The organism is Streptomyces bacillaris, from assembly GCF_003268675.1.
GTDB classification, from domain to species: Bacteria; Actinomycetota; Actinomycetes; order Streptomycetales; family Streptomycetaceae; genus Streptomyces; species Streptomyces bacillaris.
Genome location: NZ_CP029378.1, coordinates 7,083,946 through 7,103,115 on the forward strand (window position 1 = coordinate 7,083,946; position 19,170 = coordinate 7,103,115).

The 19,170-nt window shown below is 69.7% G+C and carries 12 protein-coding genes; 5 read left to right on the forward strand and 7 right to left on the reverse strand.

The window, feature by feature from the left end:
- Nucleotides 1–33 precede the first annotated feature (33 nt).
- Both DJ476_RS30965 and DJ476_RS30970 read left to right on the forward strand, forming a co-directional pair.
- Nucleotides 34–2,004, forward strand: a complete 1,971-nt coding sequence (locus tag DJ476_RS30965) for a beta-galactosidase (RefSeq protein ID WP_112492047.1) — start codon at nt 34–36, stop codon at nt 2,002–2,004.
- Entirely contained in the window at nt 2,001–4,271 is a 2,271-nt protein-coding gene (locus tag DJ476_RS30970) for a glycosyl hydrolase family 95 catalytic domain-containing protein (protein ID WP_112492048.1), read from the forward strand. The genes DJ476_RS30965 and DJ476_RS30970 overlap by 4 nt, the downstream gene beginning before the upstream one ends.
- A gap of 170 nt (nt 4,272–4,441) precedes the next feature.
- On the opposite strand, the gene DJ476_RS30975 is transcribed toward DJ476_RS30970, so the two are convergent.
- Nucleotides 4,442–5,455 (reverse strand): LacI family DNA-binding transcriptional regulator, encoded by a 1,014-nt coding sequence (locus DJ476_RS30975; protein WP_112492668.1) that lies wholly within the window; start codon nt 5,453–5,455, stop codon nt 4,442–4,444.
- A 627-nt stretch (nt 5,456–6,082) separates the two neighbouring features.
- Entirely contained in the window at nt 6,083–7,201 is a 1,119-nt protein-coding gene (locus DJ476_RS30980) for a lytic polysaccharide monooxygenase auxiliary activity family 9 protein (RefSeq protein WP_112492049.1), read from the reverse strand.
- Nucleotides 7,202–8,098: 897 nt separating this feature from the next.
- Between DJ476_RS30980 and DJ476_RS30985 the strand changes: the two genes are divergently transcribed.
- Together DJ476_RS30985 and DJ476_RS30990 are read left to right on the forward strand one after the other, a co-directional pair.
- A complete protein-coding gene (locus tag DJ476_RS30985) occupies nt 8,099–10,690 on the forward strand; it encodes a glycoside hydrolase family 9 protein (RefSeq protein ID WP_167480409.1) in 2,592 nt (863 codons plus the stop codon).
- Nucleotides 10,691–10,728: 38 nt separating this feature from the next.
- Nucleotides 10,729–12,111, forward strand: a complete 1,383-nt coding sequence (locus DJ476_RS30990) for a cellulase family glycosylhydrolase (protein WP_112492050.1) — start codon at nt 10,729–10,731, stop codon at nt 12,109–12,111.
- Nucleotides 12,112–12,491: 380 nt separating this feature from the next.
- Here DJ476_RS30990 and DJ476_RS30995 read toward each other — a convergent pair whose 3' ends face one another.
- From DJ476_RS30995 to DJ476_RS31015, 5 genes are all read right to left on the reverse strand, one after another.
- The gene (locus DJ476_RS30995) at nt 12,492–12,932 is read right to left on the reverse strand and encodes a hypothetical protein (RefSeq protein ID WP_112492051.1); all 441 of its coding nucleotides are present in this window, start codon (nt 12,930–12,932) and stop codon (nt 12,492–12,494) included.
- 198 nt (nt 12,933–13,130) lie between these two features.
- Nucleotides 13,131–14,108, reverse strand: coding sequence for a galactofuranose ABC transporter, permease protein YjfF (gene yjfF, locus DJ476_RS31000; RefSeq protein ID WP_112492052.1), 978 nt, complete (start codon nt 14,106–14,108; stop codon nt 13,131–13,133).
- On the reverse strand, nt 14,105–15,112 hold the full coding sequence (locus tag DJ476_RS31005; RefSeq protein WP_112492053.1) for an ABC transporter permease: 1,008 nt from the start codon (nt 15,110–15,112) through the stop codon (nt 14,105–14,107). The genes yjfF and DJ476_RS31005 overlap by 4 nt, the downstream gene beginning before the upstream one ends.
- Entirely contained in the window at nt 15,109–16,659 is a 1,551-nt protein-coding gene (locus DJ476_RS31010) for a sugar ABC transporter ATP-binding protein (protein ID WP_112492054.1), read from the reverse strand. The genes DJ476_RS31005 and DJ476_RS31010 overlap by 4 nt, the downstream gene beginning before the upstream one ends.
- Before the next feature lie 77 nt (nt 16,660–16,736).
- Nucleotides 16,737–17,714 (reverse strand): ABC transporter substrate-binding protein, encoded by a 978-nt coding sequence (locus DJ476_RS31015; RefSeq protein WP_404827558.1) that lies wholly within the window; start codon nt 17,712–17,714, stop codon nt 16,737–16,739.
- 385 nt (nt 17,715–18,099) lie between these two features.
- Between DJ476_RS31015 and DJ476_RS31020 the strand changes: the two genes are divergently transcribed.
- Nucleotides 18,100–19,083 carry a LacI family DNA-binding transcriptional regulator gene (locus DJ476_RS31020; RefSeq protein WP_318294817.1) on the forward strand — a complete coding sequence of 328 codons (984 nt, stop codon included), beginning with the start codon at nt 18,100–18,102 and terminating at the stop codon, nt 19,081–19,083.
- The last annotated feature ends 87 nt before the right edge of the window (nt 19,084–19,170 follow it).

The window sequence follows — 19,170 nt, forward strand, 5'->3', positions numbered from 1 at the left end:
AACCTCGACCCCTATGACGAAGCGAGTCCTTGCATGCCCTCTCTCAACGATGCCACCGGACCCCGCATCCTCCTCGGCGGCGACTACAACCCGGAGCAGTGGCCCGAGGAGACATGGCTGGAGGACGTGCGGCTGATGAAGGAGGCCGAGGTCACCTCGGTCACCATCGGGGTGTTCTCCTGGGCGACGATCGAACCCCGCCCGGGAGAACGCCACCTCGGCTGGCTCGACCGGCTCATGGACCTTCTGCACCAGCACGGCATAGGGGTCGTCCTCGCCACCCCCACCGCCTCGCCGCCGGCGTGGATGGGATCCCTCCACCCCGACACACTGCCGCGCGGTGAGGACGGGTCCGTCGTCTGGTACGGATCACGACAGCACTTCTGCCCCAGCTCACCCGTCTACCGGAGCTACGCGGCCGCCATCGCCAAGGACCTCGCCGAGCGATACGGCGACCACCCGGCTCTGCGCATGTGGCACATCAACAACGAGTACTGCACCTTCTGCTGGTGCGACGAGACCGCACGGCACTTCCGCCGCTGGCTGTGCCACAGGTACACCACGATCGACGCCCTGAACGAAGCGTGGGGCACCGCCTTCTGGAGCCAGCGCTACGACACGTGGGAGCAAGTCATCCCACCGCGCAAGGCCCAGTACCTGCGCAACCCCGCCTGCACGCTCGACTTCAGGCGGTTCACCTCCGACGCGCTCCTGGAGTGCTACACCGCCGAGCGCGACATCGTCGCCGCGCGTACCCCCCACATCCCCGTCACCACCAACTTCATGCCGTTCTGGACCGGGCAGGACGCATGGAGGTGGGCCCAGGAGGAGGACGTCGTCTCCGTCGACATCTACCCGGACCCCGCCGACCCGCACGCCGGCCAGTACGGAGCCATGATCCAGGACATGACCCGCTCGCAGGCCCGGGGGCCGTGGATGGTGATGGAGCAGGCGGCGGGCGCGGTGAACTTCCGCGGTGTCAACGTGCCCAAGCCCCGTGGCCTCGACCGGCTCTGGTCCCTCCAGGCCGTCGCCCGTGGCGCGGACGCCGTCTGCCACTTCCAGTGGAGGCAGTCGCGACAGGGAGCGGAGAAATTCCACTCGGCCATGGTCTCCCATGCGGGGGAACACGGCCGCGCCTATCAGGAGATCAAGCAGATCGGTGCCGAACTGTCCCGACTGGGGGAGAGCGTCGCCGGCACGCACGTCACCTCCGAGGTGGCGATCCTCCACGACTGGGACTCCTGGTGGGCCGACGAACAGGAGGGCCGCCCGTCCTCCGAGGTGCACTACCCCGCCGTGGTACGCGCCTGGCACCGGGCCCTGTGGGAGGCCGGTGTCACCACCGACTTCGCCCACCCCGAGCACACCCTGACTCCCTACCGTCTGGTCGTCGTTCCGCACCTGTATCTGCTGACCGACGCCGCTGTCGACAACCTCGTCGCCCACGTACGCGGCGGAGGCACCCTCGTCTGCGGGTTCATGACCGGGGCCGCGGACCAGGACGACCGCATCCGTCCCGGCGGCATGGACGAACGGCTGCGTGATCTGTTCGGTATCCGCCTCGTCCACGAGTGGTGGCCGCTGCCGGCGGGCGAAAAGGTGACATGCGACGGCCTCCGCACCTTCGAGGGAACCCTCTGGGCGGAGGAGCTGGAACTCTCCGCGGCCGAGACCGTAGCCACCTATCGAAGCGGCGAACTCGTCGGCATGCCCGCGGTGCTGCGCCACGGCCGTGCCTGGTACGTCTCCACGCTGCCCGAGCCGACAGCCCTCCGCGAGCTGCTCGCCCACGTGGCCCACGAGGCGGGCGCCCGCCCCGTCCTGGAGAACCGGCCGCCCGGCCTTGAGGCGATCCGCCGCGGTGGCCTGCTCTTCCTGCTCAACCATGCTCCCGGGCCGATCGTCGTCGAGGTACCGGGCTCCTACCGGGACCTGCTCACGGGCGACCGGGTGGACGGTTCCGTGCGCCTGGAGCGCCACGGTGCGGCGGTGCTGACGTGAGGCACGGGACGTGGGAACCGCAGCCCGCCAAACGGTGGGAGGACGCCTTCCTCAGCGGCAACGGCAGGCACGGCGCCATGGTGTTCGGCGACCCGGCCGACGAACGCGTCGTCGTCACCCACCACACCCTGGTCCGTCCCAATGGCAGCGAGGCCATCGCTCCGCCGGCGCTCGCCGCCGGGCTCCACGCTCTCCAGACCGCCCTGCTGGCGGGCGACACCAGAGCGGCGGAGGACTTCGGCGCGCAGTACCCGCACGTGTGGGTGCAGCCCTTCCACCCCGCCTTCCAGGTCCGCATGCGACGCAGCGGGGCGGGGGACGAGCCGGGATACCGCAGACAGGTGGACTTCACCACCGGGCAGGTGCGCGCGGGGGACGGCGGCTGGCGCAGCGACGTCTTCGTCTCACGCACCGACGACGTGATCGTCCACCGGGTGTCCGGCCGGCCCGGTGGACTGAGCGCCGAGATCCGCCTCGACGAGCGCCTGCCCGGGCTGCCCGACGGGCTGCGCTTCTCGCGCTCGGTGGTGTGCGAGAGTGGCGGGCGCCGCGGCACCAGGGCGGTGCTGAGCCTGCGCACCGAGTACGGCAACGGCCGGACCGCCTTCACGGGGACGACCCTCGTGGCCGTCCCCGACGGCCGGGCGGACACGGCCGGCGACAGCCTGCGGGTCACCGGGGCCTCCGCGATCCTGCTGCTGACCCGCGTGGAACGGCATCCTGCTGGAAGCGACCCCGGTGGCGCCCACACCGCCGCACTGCGTGCCTTGCTCGAATCGGCCCCGGCCGGCCTCGACGGGGCCGTTGCTTCGGGCCCGGAGGATGCCACCGAGCTGGTCTTCTCGCGGCTTCTGGACAGACATCTGCCTGCTCACCGGGACGCCTACCTCCGCGCCGTACTCACCTTGACGACAGACCCGGCGGAGAGAGAACTGCCGGGCAGTAAGCTGCTGCGCCGACCGGACAGCCCGGCGCTCGTCGAACGCCTCTTCGCGGCGGGCCGCTACCACCTCCTGTCATCCAGCGGCATGCTGCCGCCCCGTCTGACCGGTCTCTGGACGGGCGACTGGGACACCGCCTGGTCCGGCGCCTTCACCACCAACGCCAACCTCAACCTGCAGGTGTCCTCCGCCGCCGCCGGGGCGCTGCCCGAGGTGTCCCGGGCCCACGCGGAACTGGTACGCGGTCAACTGGCCCACTGGCGCGACAACGCTCGCGAGATTTTCGGTGCCCGCGGCATCGTCGCGCCCTCCCACACCGACGGGGAGAGCGGCCACACCCGGCACTTCGAACGCGCCTACCCCCTGCACCTGTGGACCGCGGGCGCCGACTGGCTGCTCCACCCTCTGGTCGACGAACTCCTCACCGGCGGCCGGCCCGGCCCCTGGCTCCCTCTCGCCCTGGTCGAGGCGGCCCAGTTCTACGAGGACTTCCTCGTCAGCCGCGGCCCCGGCGTCCCCGTGGCGGTGGTGCCCTCGTACTCGCCCGAGAACCGGCCCGCCAACGCGAGCTGGGGCACCGTCGACGCCACCATGGACATCGCCGCCGCACGGCACGCCCTGACCACCGCCGCCGACTTCCGCCCCGACCATCCCAGCGCCCCGCACTGGCGAGCCCTCGCCGCCCGGCTTCCTCCGTACCGGGTCAACGAGGACGGAGCACTGGCCGAATGGGCAGGTCCTGAGCTGGAGGACACGTACGACCATCGGCACATCAGCCATCTCTACCCGGTGTGGCCGCTCGACGAGATCAACCCCTACGACACGCCCGCCCTGGCGACCGCAGCCCACCGCGCTCTCGAACTACGCGGCACCGAGAACGACTCGGCGCACGGCCGCCTGCACACCGCCCTTGTCGCCGCACGGCTGCGTGACAGGGAGCTGGCGGGCCGAGCGCTCCACCACGTGCTGCACGGCGACTACTTCCACGACTCCCTCATGAGCGCCCACTACCCCGGGCGGGACGTGTACAACGCGGACGCCGCGCACGCCCTGCCCGCAGTGCTCATCGAGTGCCTGGTCCAGTCGTCCCCCGACCGGCTGGTACTGCTGCCTTCCGTGCCGCGCGAGTGCGCCGAAGGCACCTTGCGAGGCATCCGAACGCGCTTCGGAGCCCGCCTCGACCTGCGGTGGTCCGGAGAGCACGCCACCGCCGTGCTGTGGCCGTCGAGCGACCGCACGATCGACGTGGTCGCGGGGAGCGACCGCTACCGACTGAGCCTCGTCGCGGACCAGGAGCACGTTCTCTCCGTCCCCGGCAGGAAATGACCCCACCCCGTGGAAGGGACTCCACGCAACGCACCGCGTACAGGTTTCGCGAGCACCGCAGTCACACACTCGCGGCGGTGTTCGATCCGCCCGCTGCCGTCGCTCCGGCGCGGTCCCCGGCACACGCCGCGGCGCCTGGTGCCCCCATGACCGCTGGGGGACCGCGGCCGTCATCCCGCGACGGGCGCCGGTCCGCTGCTCGCGCGGACAACGAGCTCCGGCTTGAGGAGGACGACCTCGTCGTCGGCCTTCCCCTCGACCTTGGCGATGAGGTGGTCGACGGCCTGACGTGCCATCTCCCGCGCGGGGATGGTGACGGAGGTCAGCCGGACCGAACCCTGGAGGGCGACCTGCTCAGGGCACACGGCGACGACCGAGATGTCTTCGGGCACCGCCCGCCTCTCCTGGCGCAACAGGCTGAGCAGCGGTTCCACCGCCTGCTCGTTGTGCACGACGAAGCCCGTGACATCGGGGCGTTCGGTGAAGATCTGCCCGACGGCGCTCGCCACCGAGGCGTACGTGCCCTCGCACGGACGGTGCAACACACGCAGCCCGAGCCGACGTGCGCGGGCACGCAGGCCGTCGATCGTACGCTCAGCGAAGCCGGCCTTCCGCTCGTACACGGCCGGAGCCTCGCCGATCACGACGACCTCCCGGTGCCCCAACTCGGCCAGATGCTCCACACACAGGGCGCCGGCCTCGGTGAAGTCCAGATCGACGCAGGTGAAACCGGTGGTCTGAGAGGGCAGGCCGATGAGCACCGCGGGTCGGCCGCTCTCGCGCAGTACGGGGAGCCGGGCATCGTCCAGCTCCACGTCCATCAGGATGACGGCGTCCACGAGGCCGCTGGCGACCACACGGCGCACGGCGGCGGGCCCCTCCTCGCCGGTGAGCATCAGGACGTCGAAGCCGTACTCCCGAGCATGGGTGGCAACGGCGATGGCGATCTCCATCATCACCGGGACGTACATGTCCGTGCGCAACGGCATCATCAGCGCGATGATGTTGGATCTGCTGCTGGCCAGTGCCCTGGCTCCCGCATTGGGGTGGTAGCCCAGTTCCGTGATGCTGCGTTCCACCCGGCGCTTGGTGACCTCGGAGATGGTTCGCTTGCCACTGAGGACGTAGCTGACCGTGCTGGCGGAAACTCCGGCATGCTGCGCCACGTCGGCAAGGGTGACCATCAGGATCTCCAGGGTCGAGAAGCGCTTCGACAGCGCGATCTGCACGTAAACCTCAGGTTGCAAGAACAGTAATCCGCCCTACGGGTCGCTGTCCAGAGCTAGATGTCGAAGCGCTTCGACACTCCGACGGTCTTGTCGTGCCCGCCGAGTGGGAAGGCCGCCGGCGAGAAGGGGTCGCCATCGTCGGGAGCCGCGCCCGCGGACAGGCCCGCAGGCCGTGGCCGCGAGAGCGGGGTTCCGTCGGGCTCGTGATCTGTTCGGTGGAATCGCCGGTGGCAGGCGGCTGCTGTCGGCCGTGGCCCCCCGCAGGGCCTCCGTACTTCGACGCCCGTCCAGAGCCCTGGAGGTGTCGCTCCGACGAGCACGGCTGAGCCTGACCCAGGGCAGGCGCGGAGCAACTGCACCCGCATCACTCGTGCCCAGGGCCCGCTCGTCCGGGGTGGATCGGTTGCGTCGGCGCCGGTGGGTACTACCGAGCGCTGCCACCTCTGCCACCCGGTGGGGCGAACGGGCCGCACAAGGGAGGTCTCCAGCTGTCCTGGTGCCCGACGTGCGGAGGGGTGTCAGACACGACAGTGCCGGTTCCCGCATCGCGCGGGAACCGGCACTTGTCGTTCGTGATCGTGGCTACGGGGTGACGCAGCCGATCGAGCCGACCGGGAAGTCGTTGCCGGTCGATGTTGCGGTGAACCCGAAGGTGACGCTGCCCTCCGGTGCGATGGTGCGGTTGTAGCCGAGGTTCCTGACCGTGAGCGTGCCATCGGGGTCCGTGGTCAGCGCCCCGCTCCACACGCTGCTGATCTTTGTGCCCAAGCCGGGCTTCCACTGCACGGCCCAGCCGTCACGCGCCGTCGTGCCGTGGTTCATGACCTCCACGGAACCCTGGAAGCCGCCGCTCCAGGAGTTGGTCACGCTGTAGACGGCCATGCATCCGGTGTGCGGATCGGCGGGAGGCGGAGTGGGGGTGGGTGTCGGGGTCGGTGTGGGGGTGGGTGTCGGAGTGGGCGTCGGATGCGGAGTGCCGCCCGAGCCGCGAATGCCGGTCACCTCGCCGTTGCCGCCGTCGAAGACGATGTCGGAGCAGGAGAAGAAGTTCTCCTGACTGTCCGATCGCACCCACTGGATGAACATGACCGCGTCACCCGAGCGGCCCGAGGGCAGGTCCAGGTCCCAGTAGTAGTGGCCGCCGTCGGTGCCGGGCCCGCCCGACTGCGGCGGGTCGGAGACGGTCCCGACCAGTTCCAGGTCGTCCCAGCCCAGCTCGGTGCTCGGCGAGTAGCCGGGCTTGGACAGGTACACCCGGAAGGAGCCCGGGTGCGCCGCCCAGTTGCTGTGCTTGACCTGGATGGTCTTCCCGGACGTCAGGTGCGTCCGGGGCCAGTCGGAGCGGGGGGCGTTGTAACCGGTGAAGTTGTACGGCGAGCGGTCACCGGCACTGCACAGCTTTCCGTCCGGGACGTAGCCCGCCCCCCGTCCGCCCGCGTTGGAGTCGAGCACGGCGAACCAGTTGTACAGCGCGTTCGCGCCGCTCTCGGCGAGCGCGGCCTTGCACGCCGGGTTGGTGGGGTCCAGCGCGCCGGTCCCGGTCCGCGCGTCCAGCATGCAGAGGTAGGTACGCGACCCCGGTGTCATCGTCGCGCCGTGCGCCTGCGCGTCTCCCTGGCCCATCAGCGTCAGGCCGATTCCACCGAGGAGTGTCGCGACCGCCGCCGCCAGGGAGGTGAACAGCTTCTTGCGTCGAGCCATGAGGTCTCCTGTGCCTGTGAGGGGATGGTCTTCCGGCGGTGCTTCTCTCTCCTGCGGCCACCATCGGGCGAGGAGTCCCGGGGCGACACCTGGATCAGGAGGGTGCTGTTCAGGGCGAGCGCCGTGGCGAAGCGGGTGGGATCGCCGTGGCCGGAGCGCGGCCGTAGTCGTCGGTCCCGCACGGGCGGGATCCGGCGTCCACCGGGTCGCGTCGTGCCGACGCCGGCAGGAGTGCTGAGCAGGCTGCGCCCGGAACTGGGGGAGTGCGGTGACGCTCGCATGCGGGGCCTCTCCGGGAGGGACGACCGGATGGGGCGATCACGGAATCGGATGCGCCCGCCGTTCTGGTTCTGGGAGCGCTCCCATCCGCTGGTGCTACGGACTGTAGGAGCTTTGCTATGCCCCTGACAACCCATCGCGGAGGATGTGTCGAGAGGATCGATGAAGGCTGAGGTCAGGGCGGGGCGGTCAAGGCCGGGATGGCTGTCGCGCTGCGGCGCGGCGGGGCCAGGGCGGCACGGTGCGCTCCAGCGGGCAGGGGGGGCGGGGTGGCCGTCGGCCCGACAGGCGGCCGGCCGGGTGGTCAGGCGAGGCGGCAGAGTTCTTGTGGCCGAGCCCTGCCGGGCCGAGTCGCGTGGTGTCCTGGGCCCGGTCGGTCGTCTCTCATGAGTCCGGCAGAGCGGCGAATCCTGTCCAACCGCTTGACGGCACGTCCCGCGACCCCGATTTTGGGAGCGCTCCCACTACTGCCCGCACTCCGCCGGACGTCATACCGGTGCCTCAGTCACTGTGTGCCCTTCCCCCTCCCGTAAGGACTTCGGTGTGCCGCGACATCAGCCACTCGCTCCCCGCCCGTCCCGTACGTTGCGCCGACCGGACCGCTCCAGACGCGTCAGCGTGTTAGCGGGCGCCGTAGCCACCGCCGGACTGCTGGCCGGCACCCTCGCCCCACCAGCCGGCGCGGCCCAGCCTCTCGACGAGGGCCACGAGGTCGTCGTCAACGGGGACTTCTCCGCGGGCACCGCCCCCTGGTGGTCGACGGCCAACAGCCCCGTCGCCGTCTCGGACGGACGCCTCTGTGCCGACGTCCCCGCGGGCACGGCCAATGCGTGGGACGCCATCGTCGGGCAGAACGGGCTCGCCCTCACCGCCGGTGAGGGATACACCCTCAGCTACACGGCGACGTCCACCGTACCGGTCGCCATCCGCACCAACGTGCAGATGGCGACCGAACCGTGGACCACGGAACTGGCCACCGCGCAGCCGGTCGGGACGACCGCCGAACGTGTCACGGAGACCTTCACGGCCGGGGCCGACCATGACGCGGCGCAGCTCGTCTTCCAGATCGGGGGCAGCGCCGAGGCCCTCACCTTCTGCGTCGACGACGTATCACTGCGCGGCGGGACCGCGCCGCCGCCGTACGAACCGGACACCGGATCCCCGGTCCGGGTCAACCAGGTCGGATACCTCACCCACGGCCCCAAGGCCGGCACGGTGGTCACCGACGCGACCGATCCGCTGCTCTGGACACTCGACTCGGCCGCCGGGACACGCGTGGCCGACGGCACCACCACTCCGGCGGGCGTGGACACCGCCTCGCGGCGACAGGTCCACACCTTCGACTTCAGTGCGGTGACGACCGTGGGCGAGGGGTACACCGTCACGGTCGCGGGGGAGAAGAGCGAGCCGTTCGCCATCGGCGACGACCTCTACGCGCCACTGCGCACCGACGCGCTCGCGTACTTCTACCACAACCGCAGCGGCATCGAGATCGACGCGGACATCGTGGGCGAGCAGTACGCGCGGCCGGCCGGCCATCTCGGCGTGAGCCCCAACCAGGGCGACAACGACGTGCCCTGCCAGCCGGGTGTGTGCGACTACCGTCTCGACGCGGCGGGGGGCTGGTACGACGCCGGTGACCACGGCAAGTACGTGGTCAACGGCGGTATAGCGGTTGCCCAGCTGATGTCCACGTTCGAGCGGACCCTGTACGAGGAGACCGCCGACGCCGGGCCGCTCGGCGACGGAGAGCTCCGGCTGCCCGAACACGGGAACGCCACTCCCGACATCCTCGACGAGGCGCGTTGGGAGCTGGAGTTCCTCATGCGGATGCAGGTGCCCGCGGGGGAGCCCCTCGCCGGTATGGCTCACCACAAGCTGCACGACAAGGCGTGGACCGGACTGCCCCTCCGGCCGGACCGTGACCCCCAGCCCCGGGAACTGCATCCGCCGACCACGGCGGCCACCCTCAACCTGGCGGCCACCGCCGCCCAGTGCGCCCGCCTCTTCCATGCCTACGACGCGGCCTTCGCCGCACAGTGCCGGTCTGCCGCGCGGTCCGCGTGGACAGCGGCCAAGACCCACCCCGACATCCTCGCCGATCCGCAGGACGCCACGGGCGGCGGCGCCTACAGCGACGACGACGTGCGGGACGAGTTCTACTGGGCGGCGGCGGAACTCTTCCTCACCACCGGCGAGGACAGCTACCGTCAGGAGGTCCTCCGCTCCCCGCTGCACGGTGACACCGACGCGGTCTTCCCGCGCGGCGGCATGTCATGGGGCTCGGTCGCCGGGCTCGGCGCCCTGAACCTCGCGAGTGTGCCGGGCAAGCTGTCCGCCGACCAGCTCGCCACGGTACGCGGCATGGTGACCGAAGCCGCCGACGGATACGCGGCAGACTCGGCCCGGGCCGCCTACGGCCTCCCGTACTCCCCCGACGACGGGCACTTCGTATGGGGTTCGAACAGCCAGGTCGCCAACAACATGGTCGTCCTGGGTTCCGCGCACGACCTGACCGGCAGGACCGCCTACCGCGACGCCGTACTGCGCGGACTCGACTACCTGCTGGGCCGCAACGCGCTGAACCAGTCCTATGTCACCGGGTACGGCGAGCGGGACTCGCGCAACCAGCACCACCGCTTCTGGGCCAACCAGCTCGATCCGGCCCTGCCGAACCCCGCACCGGGGTCCCTGGCCGGCGGCCCCAACGCGTCCATCGAGGACCCGGTCGCGCAGGCCAAGCTGAAAGGCTGCGCACCGGCGATGTGCTACATCGACGACATCGAGTCCTGGGCCACGAACGAGATCACCATCAACTGGAACGCCCCACTCGCCTGGGTCGCGTCCTACGTGGACGATCTCGGCGGCGGTGAGCCTGTGACGGCACAGTGCGAGGTGACGTACACGTCGCAGCGCTGGAGCAACGGCTTCACCACCCACATCGAGCTCAAGAACACCGGCGACGACCCCGTCCGGCCCTGGCGGCTCGACTGGACGTTCGCCGACCGGCAGCAGGTGACCGACACCTGGGGGGCCGACATCGGGCAGACCGGCCCCCGGGTGACGGCCGAGGCCCTGAGGTGGAACGCCATGCTCGCGCCCGGCACCACCGTGCTGTTCGGCTTCAACGGCCGCCCCACCGGCCTCGTGCACGACCCCCAGGTCTTCAGGCTGAACGGCAAGGTCTGCGCGACCACATCACGACGGTGAGCGGCAACCCGTCCTACCGCGTACGAGGGAGAATCGATGTGAAACGCTTTCTGGCTCTACTGGCCACCTGCGCGACGGCCCTGGGCCTCACCACCCTGCTCGGCCCTCCGGCAGTGGCCGCCACCGGATGCAAGGTCGACTACACGGTCACCAGCCAGTGGCAGGGGGGGTTCCAGGCCGGAGTCAAGGTCACCAACCTGGGTGAGCCCGTCACCGGATGGACCCTGAAGTTCACCATGCCCGACGCGGGGCAGAAGCTCGTCCAGGGCTGGAACGCGACCTGGTCGCAGTCCGGTTCCGCGGTCTCCGCGGTCGGCGTCGACTGGAACCGCACACTGGCCAACGGCGCCTCGGCCGATCTGGGGATGGTGGGTTCCTTCACAGGCGTCAACCCGAAACCCACGGCGTTCACGCTCAACGGCGTCGCCTGTACGGGCTCCGTGGAGGAGCCCCCGCCCGTCGACCCGCCCGTCCCGGGCACCGGCACCCCCGTGGACATCAACGGCAGGCTCCACGTCTGCGGCGTGCACCTGTGCAACCAGTACGACCGCCCCGTACAGCTGCGGGGCATGAGCACCCACGGCATCCAGTGGTTCAGCAAGTGCTACAACGCCGCGTCCCTGGACGCGCTGGCGAAGGACTGGAAGTCCGACCTGCTGCGCGTGGCCATGTACGTCCAGGAAGGCGGTTACGAGACCGACCCGGCGGGCTTCACCAGCAGGGTGAACGGCCTCGTCGACATGGCCGAGGCACGTGGCATGTACGCCATGATCGATTTCCACACCCTGACGCCGGGCGACCCGAACCACAACCTCGACCGGGCCAAGACGTTCTTCGCCTCCGTCGCGGCCCGCAACGCCGACAAGGACCACGTGATCTACGAGATCGCCAACGAGCCCAACGGAGTGAGCTGGACGGCCATCAAGAACTACGCCGAACAGGTCATCCCGGTGATCCGGGCCGCGGACCCGGACGCCGTCATCATCGTCGGCACCCGCGGCTGGTCCTCCCTGGGCGTCTCGGAGGGCTCGAACGAGAGCGAGGTCGTCAACAACCCCGTCAGGGCGTCCAACATCATGTACGCCTTCCACTTCTACGCCGCGAGCCACAAGGACTCCTACCGAGCCACGCTGAGCCGCGCGGCCTCCCGACTGCCCCTGTTCGTGACCGAGTTCGGCACGGTGACCGCCACCGGCGGGGGAGCGATGGACCGGGCGAGCACGACGGCCTGGCTGGACCTGCTCGACCAGCTGAAGATCGGCTACGCGAACTGGACCTACTCCGACGCGGACGAGAGCAGCGCGGCCTTCAGGCCGGGCACCTGCGACGGCGGCGACTACAGCAGCAGCGGGGTGCTGACCGAATCGGGGGCACTGCTCAAGAACCGCATCAGCACCCCCGACTCCTTCCCCACCAGCTGACCGGCCGACCGGATCCCCGCCCCGCGAGACCTCCGTGGTGTCACCCGGCATCTCCCGGACGCGCCGCTGAGCCGGGGCCGAGCTGCCCCGCCCCGGGAGCCTGGGGCACGCGGTGGCAGCCGGTCTCCTGCCTCGGCCGTGGCCCGGCCTGACTCATGGCGAACAGCTCGGCCATCTTCTCGGTCCCATCCCTGCGGCGTGTCGACACACCGCAGGGATGGGACGAGGCGCCGTGGGACATCGGCTGCCTCGTCTCAGCGGCTCCCGGCCGGAACTGTGGTGCGGACAGCGGCGTGACGGCGACCTGGTCGATAGGAGTGACGGCGGGAGCGGGGTGTGCTCCACGGCGCGTGGGCCTGGGCGGGGTTGGTGATCCCTGGTCAGCGGCGGCCGGAGGACAGGACGACGAGGAACTGGCCGCCGCCCGGTTCGATGGCGGCGGTCACCGGCAGCCCCGGCACCAGTCGGGAGAACCGGTCCACCAGCCAGTCCGCCGCCTCCTGGGCATCACGCTCGGTGGGACAGCGGCCCACCATCTCCCGGCCCCCCTTGCGCTCCAGCCTCCCGGCCACGGTGATCAGCGGCGCGGGTTCGGTCACATACAGGCGGTCCGGCCAGGCGATGACCACCTTGACCGCGCCCTTCCGCGTGTTGCATCCCCGGTGTGCGAGCCGCTCGGTGACCTTGGCCTTCCGGTCGGCAGTCCGGCTGTCCACGCTGGGCCCTCGCGGGTCGTTCACCGACTGATCGAGGTCGACCACTTCGTCACACACCCAGCATCGACCGCCGTCGCGCTCGGCCACGTCATCAAGGAGACTCATCCGAGCAAACTAGCCTGCCCGGCCGCCACCCCGCGCACCAGGGCGTCGGCGGCGTCCTGACACCGGCCGACAACGCGGCAACGTCGGACGACCGGGCCTGGACCGACGCGCCGGTTCCCGCAGTCCGGACGAGGCTTTGCCCCGCCCCGGCGTTTCTGCCGCCCGGTCTTCCCGGCGGACGGCCATCGTGAGTGACGCTCAGGTCTGCCGGCGGACGATCAGACGCTGGAGAATGATGAAGGCGAGCAGGAGTACGCCGATGACGATTTTCGTCCACCAGGAACTGAGGGTGCCCTCGAAGGAGATCAACGACTGTACGGTGCCGAGGACCAGCACCCCCACCACTGAACCCACCACGTAGCCCGTCCCGCCCGCGAGGAGGGTCCCTCCGATGACGACGGCGGCGATGACGTCGAGTTCCATGCCAACGGCGTGCAGACCGTAGCCGGAGAGCATGTAGAGGCTGAAGAGCAGGCCGCCCAGGGCGGAGCAGAAACCGCTCACCACATAGACGCCGACCTTGGCCCGGCTGGTGGCCAAGCCCATCAGGCGGGCCGAGGACTCGCTGCCGCCCACCGCGTAGACGGTCCGGCCGAAGCGCGTCAGATGCAGGACGTACAGGGCCGCCAGGACCACGGCCAGCGCGATCACGACGCTGTAGGTCAGGGTGATGTCGCCCGGCAACGTGATGGCGCCGGCGGCGAACTCACGGAAGGAGGGTTCGGTGATGGAGACCGACTCGACACTGATGAGGAAGCAGAGCCCGCGGGCCAGGAACATACCCGCCAGCGTGACGATGAACGGCTGGACCTCGAAGTGATGGATGACCAGGCCCATGAGCAGGCCCAGGGTGGCGCCCGACCCGAGGACAGTGATGATCGAAAGGAGCGGAGGCCAGCCCGCGTTCAGGGTGGCCGCGGCGATCATGGTGGAGAGGGCGGCGACGGCGCCGACCGAGAGGTCGATGCCGCCGGTCAGGATGACGAAGGTCATGCCCACCGCGAGGACGATGAGGAAGGAGTTGTCGACGAACAGGTTCGCGACCACCTGCCCCGACGCGAAGTTCTCGTAACGGACCGACCCGGCTCCGAAGGTGACCACGAACACGGCGAAGGTGGCGACCACGGGCAGGAATCGCTGGGGAAGACGTGCGGAGGAAAGAGCCAAGGTGCTCATCCGGCGGCCACCTCCTGGGAGCGGGGCGTTGAAACAGCGGTCTTACGGCGTGCGCGGAGCATCCTCGCCGTCCGGGGCGACTGGAGCAGGCAGACGACGATCACCACGACGGCCTTGAAGACCAGAGTGACGTCGGTCGGCACACCGATGGTGTAGACGGTGGTGGTCAGTGTCTGGATCACGAGGGCGCCCAGCATGGTCCCGGCCAGGGAGTACCGCCCCCCGGCCAGCGACGTGCCCCCGATGACGACGGCGAGAATGGCATCCATCTCGATCCACAGACCGGCGCTGTTGGCGTCGGCCGCGTTCACGTTGGAACTGATCATCAGGCCCGCGACGCCCGCGCACAGACCGGCGAACACGTAGACCGTCCAGACGATCGTGCGTGAGCGCACGCCCGCGAGCTCGCCCGCCTTCGGGTTGATCCCCACGGCCTCGATGAGCATGCCCAGCGCGGTTCGGCGGGTGATGAGGGCGACGGCCGCCAGGACGGCGAGGCTGATCAGGATCGCGATCGGCAGGAGGAGGAACCCCGAGCCGATCTGCCGGTAGAGGGGATCCTTGACGGTGACGATCTGGCCCTCGGTGAGCAGCATGGCGCCCCCGCGACCCGCCGTCATCAGAACGAGCGTGGCGATGATTGGCTGGATTCCCAGGACGGAGACCAGGAAGCCGTTCCACAGCCCGAGCAGGATGCACACGCTCAGAGCCAGCAGGACTGCGGTGACCGCGTCCCCGCCGCCGGATATGTAGGTGCAGGCGATCGCGCCGGCGATGGCGGCGACGGCTCCCACGGACAGATCGATGCCCCGGGTCGCTATGACCAGGGTCATGCCGACGGCGATCAGGAGCGTAGGTGCTCCGTTGCGGAGGATGTCGATCATGCTGCCGAAGAGGTGCCCGTCCTGAAGGCGGAGTTCCACGAAGGAGGGCTCGACGGCGACATTGAGGACGATCAGTGCGACGAGGGCGATGAGCGGCCACAGCAGCCGCCCGCGCGTCATGAGGCCACCGCCGCGGTGTGGTTGGCGCTCGGAGCGGCTATGACAGACATGATCTTGTCCACCGAGACGTCCTGCCCGTTCAGTTCGGCCACTTTGTGCCGGTCACGCAGGACGACGACCCGGTCGGACACGCGCACCACTTCTTCCAGTTCGGCGGAGATGAACAGCACCGCCATTCCCTCGGCCGCGAGGTCGGCCACGACTTTCTGGATGTGCGCCTTGGCACCGACATCGATGCCCCGGGTGGGTTCGTCGAGGATGAGCAGTCGGGGCCGGGTGACCAGCCAGCGTGCGAGCAGTACCTTCTGCTGGTTCCCGCCGGAAAGGGAGCTCATGAGGGCGTCGGGATCGGCGGGGCGGATGTCCAGCTTCGCGATGTACTCCTTCACCAGGGCCTCGGAGGTGCGCCGCGGGATGGGCCGTGCCCACCCTCGGGCGGCCTGCAGGGCGAGCACGAGGTTGTCGCGGACGCTGAGTTCGGCGACGACTCCCTCGGCCTTGCGGTCTTCCGAGCAGAAGGCCACGCCCTGGGCGATCATCGCCCGGGGGCCGCGGGGGCGGAGTTCCCTGCCGTTGACCGTCAGAGTTCCGGTATGCGCGCGGTCCGCGCCGAAGAGCATGCGAGCCAGCTCGGTGCGGCCCGAGCCGAGCAGGCCGGCCAGGCCGACCACCTCTCCGGCATGGATCTCCAGGTCGACGGGTGCGAGCGAGCCCGTGCGCCCCAGGGCGACGGCGCTGAGGAACGGCGCGGTACCGGGAGCCCGGTCCTCCGAGCGCCGCTGTACCTCCTCCAGCACTCCCATTTCGCGCCCGAGCATCGCTGAGACGAGTTCGATGTGGTTCATCTCCGACGGCAGGTACTCACCGACGAGTGAGCCGTTCCGCAGAACGGTCATGCGGTCGGCGATCTCGTAGACCTGGTCGAGGAAGTGGGAGACGAACAGGATGGCGACTCCGTCGTCGCGCAGCACGCGCACGATCCGGAAGAGCTCGTCCACCTCGTCGGCGTCCAGGCTGGAGGTGGGCTCGTCCAGAACCAGCACGCGTGCGTCCACGACCAGTGCCCTCGCGATGGCCACGAGTTGCTGGATGGCGATCGGGTGAGAGCTCAGCAGGGAGGCGGGGTCGATGGACAGGCCGATGCGGGTGAGCAGCTCCTTCGCCCCCGCACGCATGGCCCGGCCGTCGATGTGCCCCAGCCGCCGCGGCTCGCGGCCCAGCAGGATGTTCTCCGCAACCGAGAGGTTGGGCAGGAGGTTGACCTCCTGGTACACCGTGCTGATCCCGGCTTCCTGGGCTTGACCGGGCGCGTCGAAGGCGACCGGCTCGCCATGCAGGCGTATGACGCCGGCCGTCGGAGGATGCACGCCGGTGAGTGCCTTGATGAGGGTGGACTTGCCTGCCCCGTTCTCGCCCATCAGAGCGTGCACTTCACCGGGGAGCAGACGGAGGTCGACGCCCGAGAGAGCTTTGACGCCGGGGAACTCCACGCTGATGTCGCGCATCTCGACCACCGGGGTGCCGGTCAGCGCTGAGGAATCGGTCATGACCAGTGCTTTCGTCGTGGGTGCCAGCCCCTGCCACCGGCACGAGGCGCGCGGTGGCAGGGACTGGAGCTCGTGGATCAGTACTGCCGGTCGGGGAGCGCCTTCTTCGCCTGCTCGGGCGTGAAGGTGGTCTCCTCGGTGACCACTCGCTTGGGGACCTTCTCCCCACCCACGACCTTCTTGGCGAGGTCCATGAGCTGGTCGCCGAGGAGCGGGTTGCATTCGACGATGTAGTTGATCTCCCCGTCGGCAAGCGCCTGCATACCGTCCTTGACGGCGTCGACCGTGATGATCTTGATGTCCTCGCCGGGCTTCTTACCGGCGGCCTTGATGGCTTCGATGGCGCCCAGGCCCATGTCGTCGTTGTGGGCGTAGACGACGTCGACATCGGGGTTGGAGCGCAGGAAGGCCTCCATGACCTGCTTGCCGCCGGAGCGGGTGAAGTCGCCGCTCTGGGAAGCCTTGATCTTGATGTCGGGGCGGGCGGCGATCTTCTCCTCGAAGCCCTTCTTGCGGTCGATGGCGGGTGCGGCGCCGGTGGTGCCCTGCAGTTCCACCACGTTGACGGGGCCCTTGGTGTTCTCGACCAGCCACTCGCCGGCCTTCTCGCCCTCTTCGACGAAGTCGGAGCCGAGGAACGTCTCGTACAGGGTGTCGTCGTCGGAGTCGACCGCGCGGTCGGTCAGGATCACCGGGATGCGCGCCCGCTTGGCCTCCAGCAGCACCGCGTCCCAGCCGGTCTCCACCACCGGGCTGAAGGCGATGACATCGACCTTCTGCTGGATGTAGGAGCGGATGGCCTTGATCTGGTTCTCCTGCTTCTGCTGTGCGTCGGAGAACTTCAGCTCCACGCCCGCCGCCTTCGCGGACTGCTGGACGGACTTTGTGTTGGCCGTACGCCAGCCGCTCTCGGCCCCGACCTGGGCGAAGCCCATGGTGATCTTCTTGCCGGCCGCGCCGCTGTCGCCGTCCTTGCTCGAGGTGCTGTCCGAACCACACGCCGTCAGTGTGGCGAGCAGCAGAACGCTGACACCCGTGGCGATCTTCTTCAACACTGCTTCCTCCGTGCTCAACTGTGCCCACTCGGGGTGGCGAGCTTCGCGTGACCGGGGTCACTGGTGCATCAGAGTGAACGCTCACATCTACCCAGTCAACCCCTGGGGTACTGCGATTTCGCATCACAGGGACAGGGGAGGAGGTGCGCTATGTTAGCGCTCATTATTTGAGGCCCCTGGAGTTCGAGCGCCTCGGAACTCCTCATCTCCGGATCTTGGTGAGTGCGGGAGGCGCGCGCTGGCTGTCGGGCCTCTAGCCTGGTTATGGTTCGAGGTGCTGCGTCCCCGCGTGGTCGCTCACAGGTGCCGGGCAGGCAGAAACAAGCGGAGTCAGGAGATGCAGGTGGAGGACGCCTCGGCGGCTACCCGGGTACGCGAGCCGGCCATGACGGACGTGGCGCGGCTCGCCGGGGTCTCCCACCAGACGGTGTCCCGCGTGCTCAACGGGCACCCCAATGTCCGGGAGCAGACGCGGCTGAGAGTGCGTGCCGCGATCGCTGAGCTGGGATACCGGCCCAACCGTGCCGCGCGCACCCTGGTGACCGGCCGCTCCCAGCAGATCGGCGTGGTGGCCCAGAACTCCACTCTGTACGGGCCGACCTCGATGCTGGCGGCCTTCGAACTGGCCGCCGCGACCCAGGGCTTCGCGGTGAGTGTGCGACGGGTGCGCGTCCTCGACCGCTCCTCCATCGCCGCGGCGGTGGAACACCACCGGGACCAGCGGGTCGCCGGCATCGTGGTCATCGCTCCCACCGCATCCGCCGACGAGGCACTGGCGGAGATTCCGGCCGACGTCCCGCTCGTGGCCGTCGACGGGGACCCCGACCGGGGTGGAGCGCTGGTCACGGTCGACCAGGAGAAGGGGGCCTTCGCCGCCACACGGCACCTGCTGGACGCGGGGCACCAGACCGTGTGGCACATCTCGGGTCCGCCGGACTGGTTCGACGCCGCGGGCCGGGCGCGCGGGTGGCGGCGTGCTCTGCAGGAGGCCGGTGCGGAGATTCCACCCGTCAGCTCCGCGGACTGGAGCGCGTCCTCCGGCTACCGCGCGGGTCAGATGCTGGCCCGCATGCCCGATGTGACCGCCATCTTCGCGGCCAACGACCACCTGGCCCTCGGCGCCATCCGCGCCATGGCCGAGCGGGGTCGTCGCGTCCCTGACGACGTGAGCATCGTCGGCTTCGACGACGTGCCCGAAGCCGGTTTCTTCTCGCCCCCGTTGACCACGGTGCGCCCGGACTTCGACGGGGTGGCCACCGAGACCCTCAGCCTTCTGCTGGCTCGGATCGAGGGCGAGTCGGGGCCTTCGCTGCGCACACTCAACCCCACACTCATCCCGCGGGAGAGCGTCGCGGCTCCGCGCGGCTGAGCCTCTTACCCGGCCGATCCCCCGAAGTCCTGCCTGAGCACGCTCACATGCCCGGTCATTGCTGTCGGCGGATGTCTTGACGCATAG

Excerpts from the sequence above, each read along its gene's own strand:
- DJ476_RS31010 (WP_112492054.1), bottom strand. The coding sequence starts at position 16,659 with ATGACCGATTCCTCAGCGCTGACCGGCACCCCGGTGGTCGAGATGCGC.
- DJ476_RS30980 (WP_112492049.1), bottom strand. The coding sequence starts at position 7,201 with ATGGCTCGACGCAAGAAGCTGTTCACCTCCCTGGCGGCGGCGGTCGCG.
- DJ476_RS31020 (WP_318294817.1), top strand. The coding sequence starts at position 18,100 with ATGACGGACGTGGCGCGGCTCGCCGGGGTCTCCCACCAGACGGTGTCC.
- DJ476_RS31005 (WP_112492053.1), bottom strand. The coding sequence starts at position 15,112 with ATGACGCGCGGGCGGCTGCTGTGGCCGCTCATCGCCCTCGTCGCACTG.
- DJ476_RS30965 (WP_112492047.1), top strand. The coding sequence starts at position 34 with ATGCCCTCTCTCAACGATGCCACCGGACCCCGCATCCTCCTCGGCGGC.
- yjfF (WP_112492052.1), bottom strand. The coding sequence starts at position 14,108 with ATGAGCACCTTGGCTCTTTCCTCCGCACGTCTTCCCCAGCGATTCCTG.
- DJ476_RS30995 (WP_112492051.1), bottom strand. The coding sequence starts at position 12,932 with ATGAGTCTCCTTGATGACGTGGCCGAGCGCGACGGCGGTCGATGCTGG.
- DJ476_RS30975 (WP_112492668.1), bottom strand. The coding sequence starts at position 5,455 with ATGGTCACCCTTGCCGACGTGGCGCAGCATGCCGGAGTTTCCGCCAGC.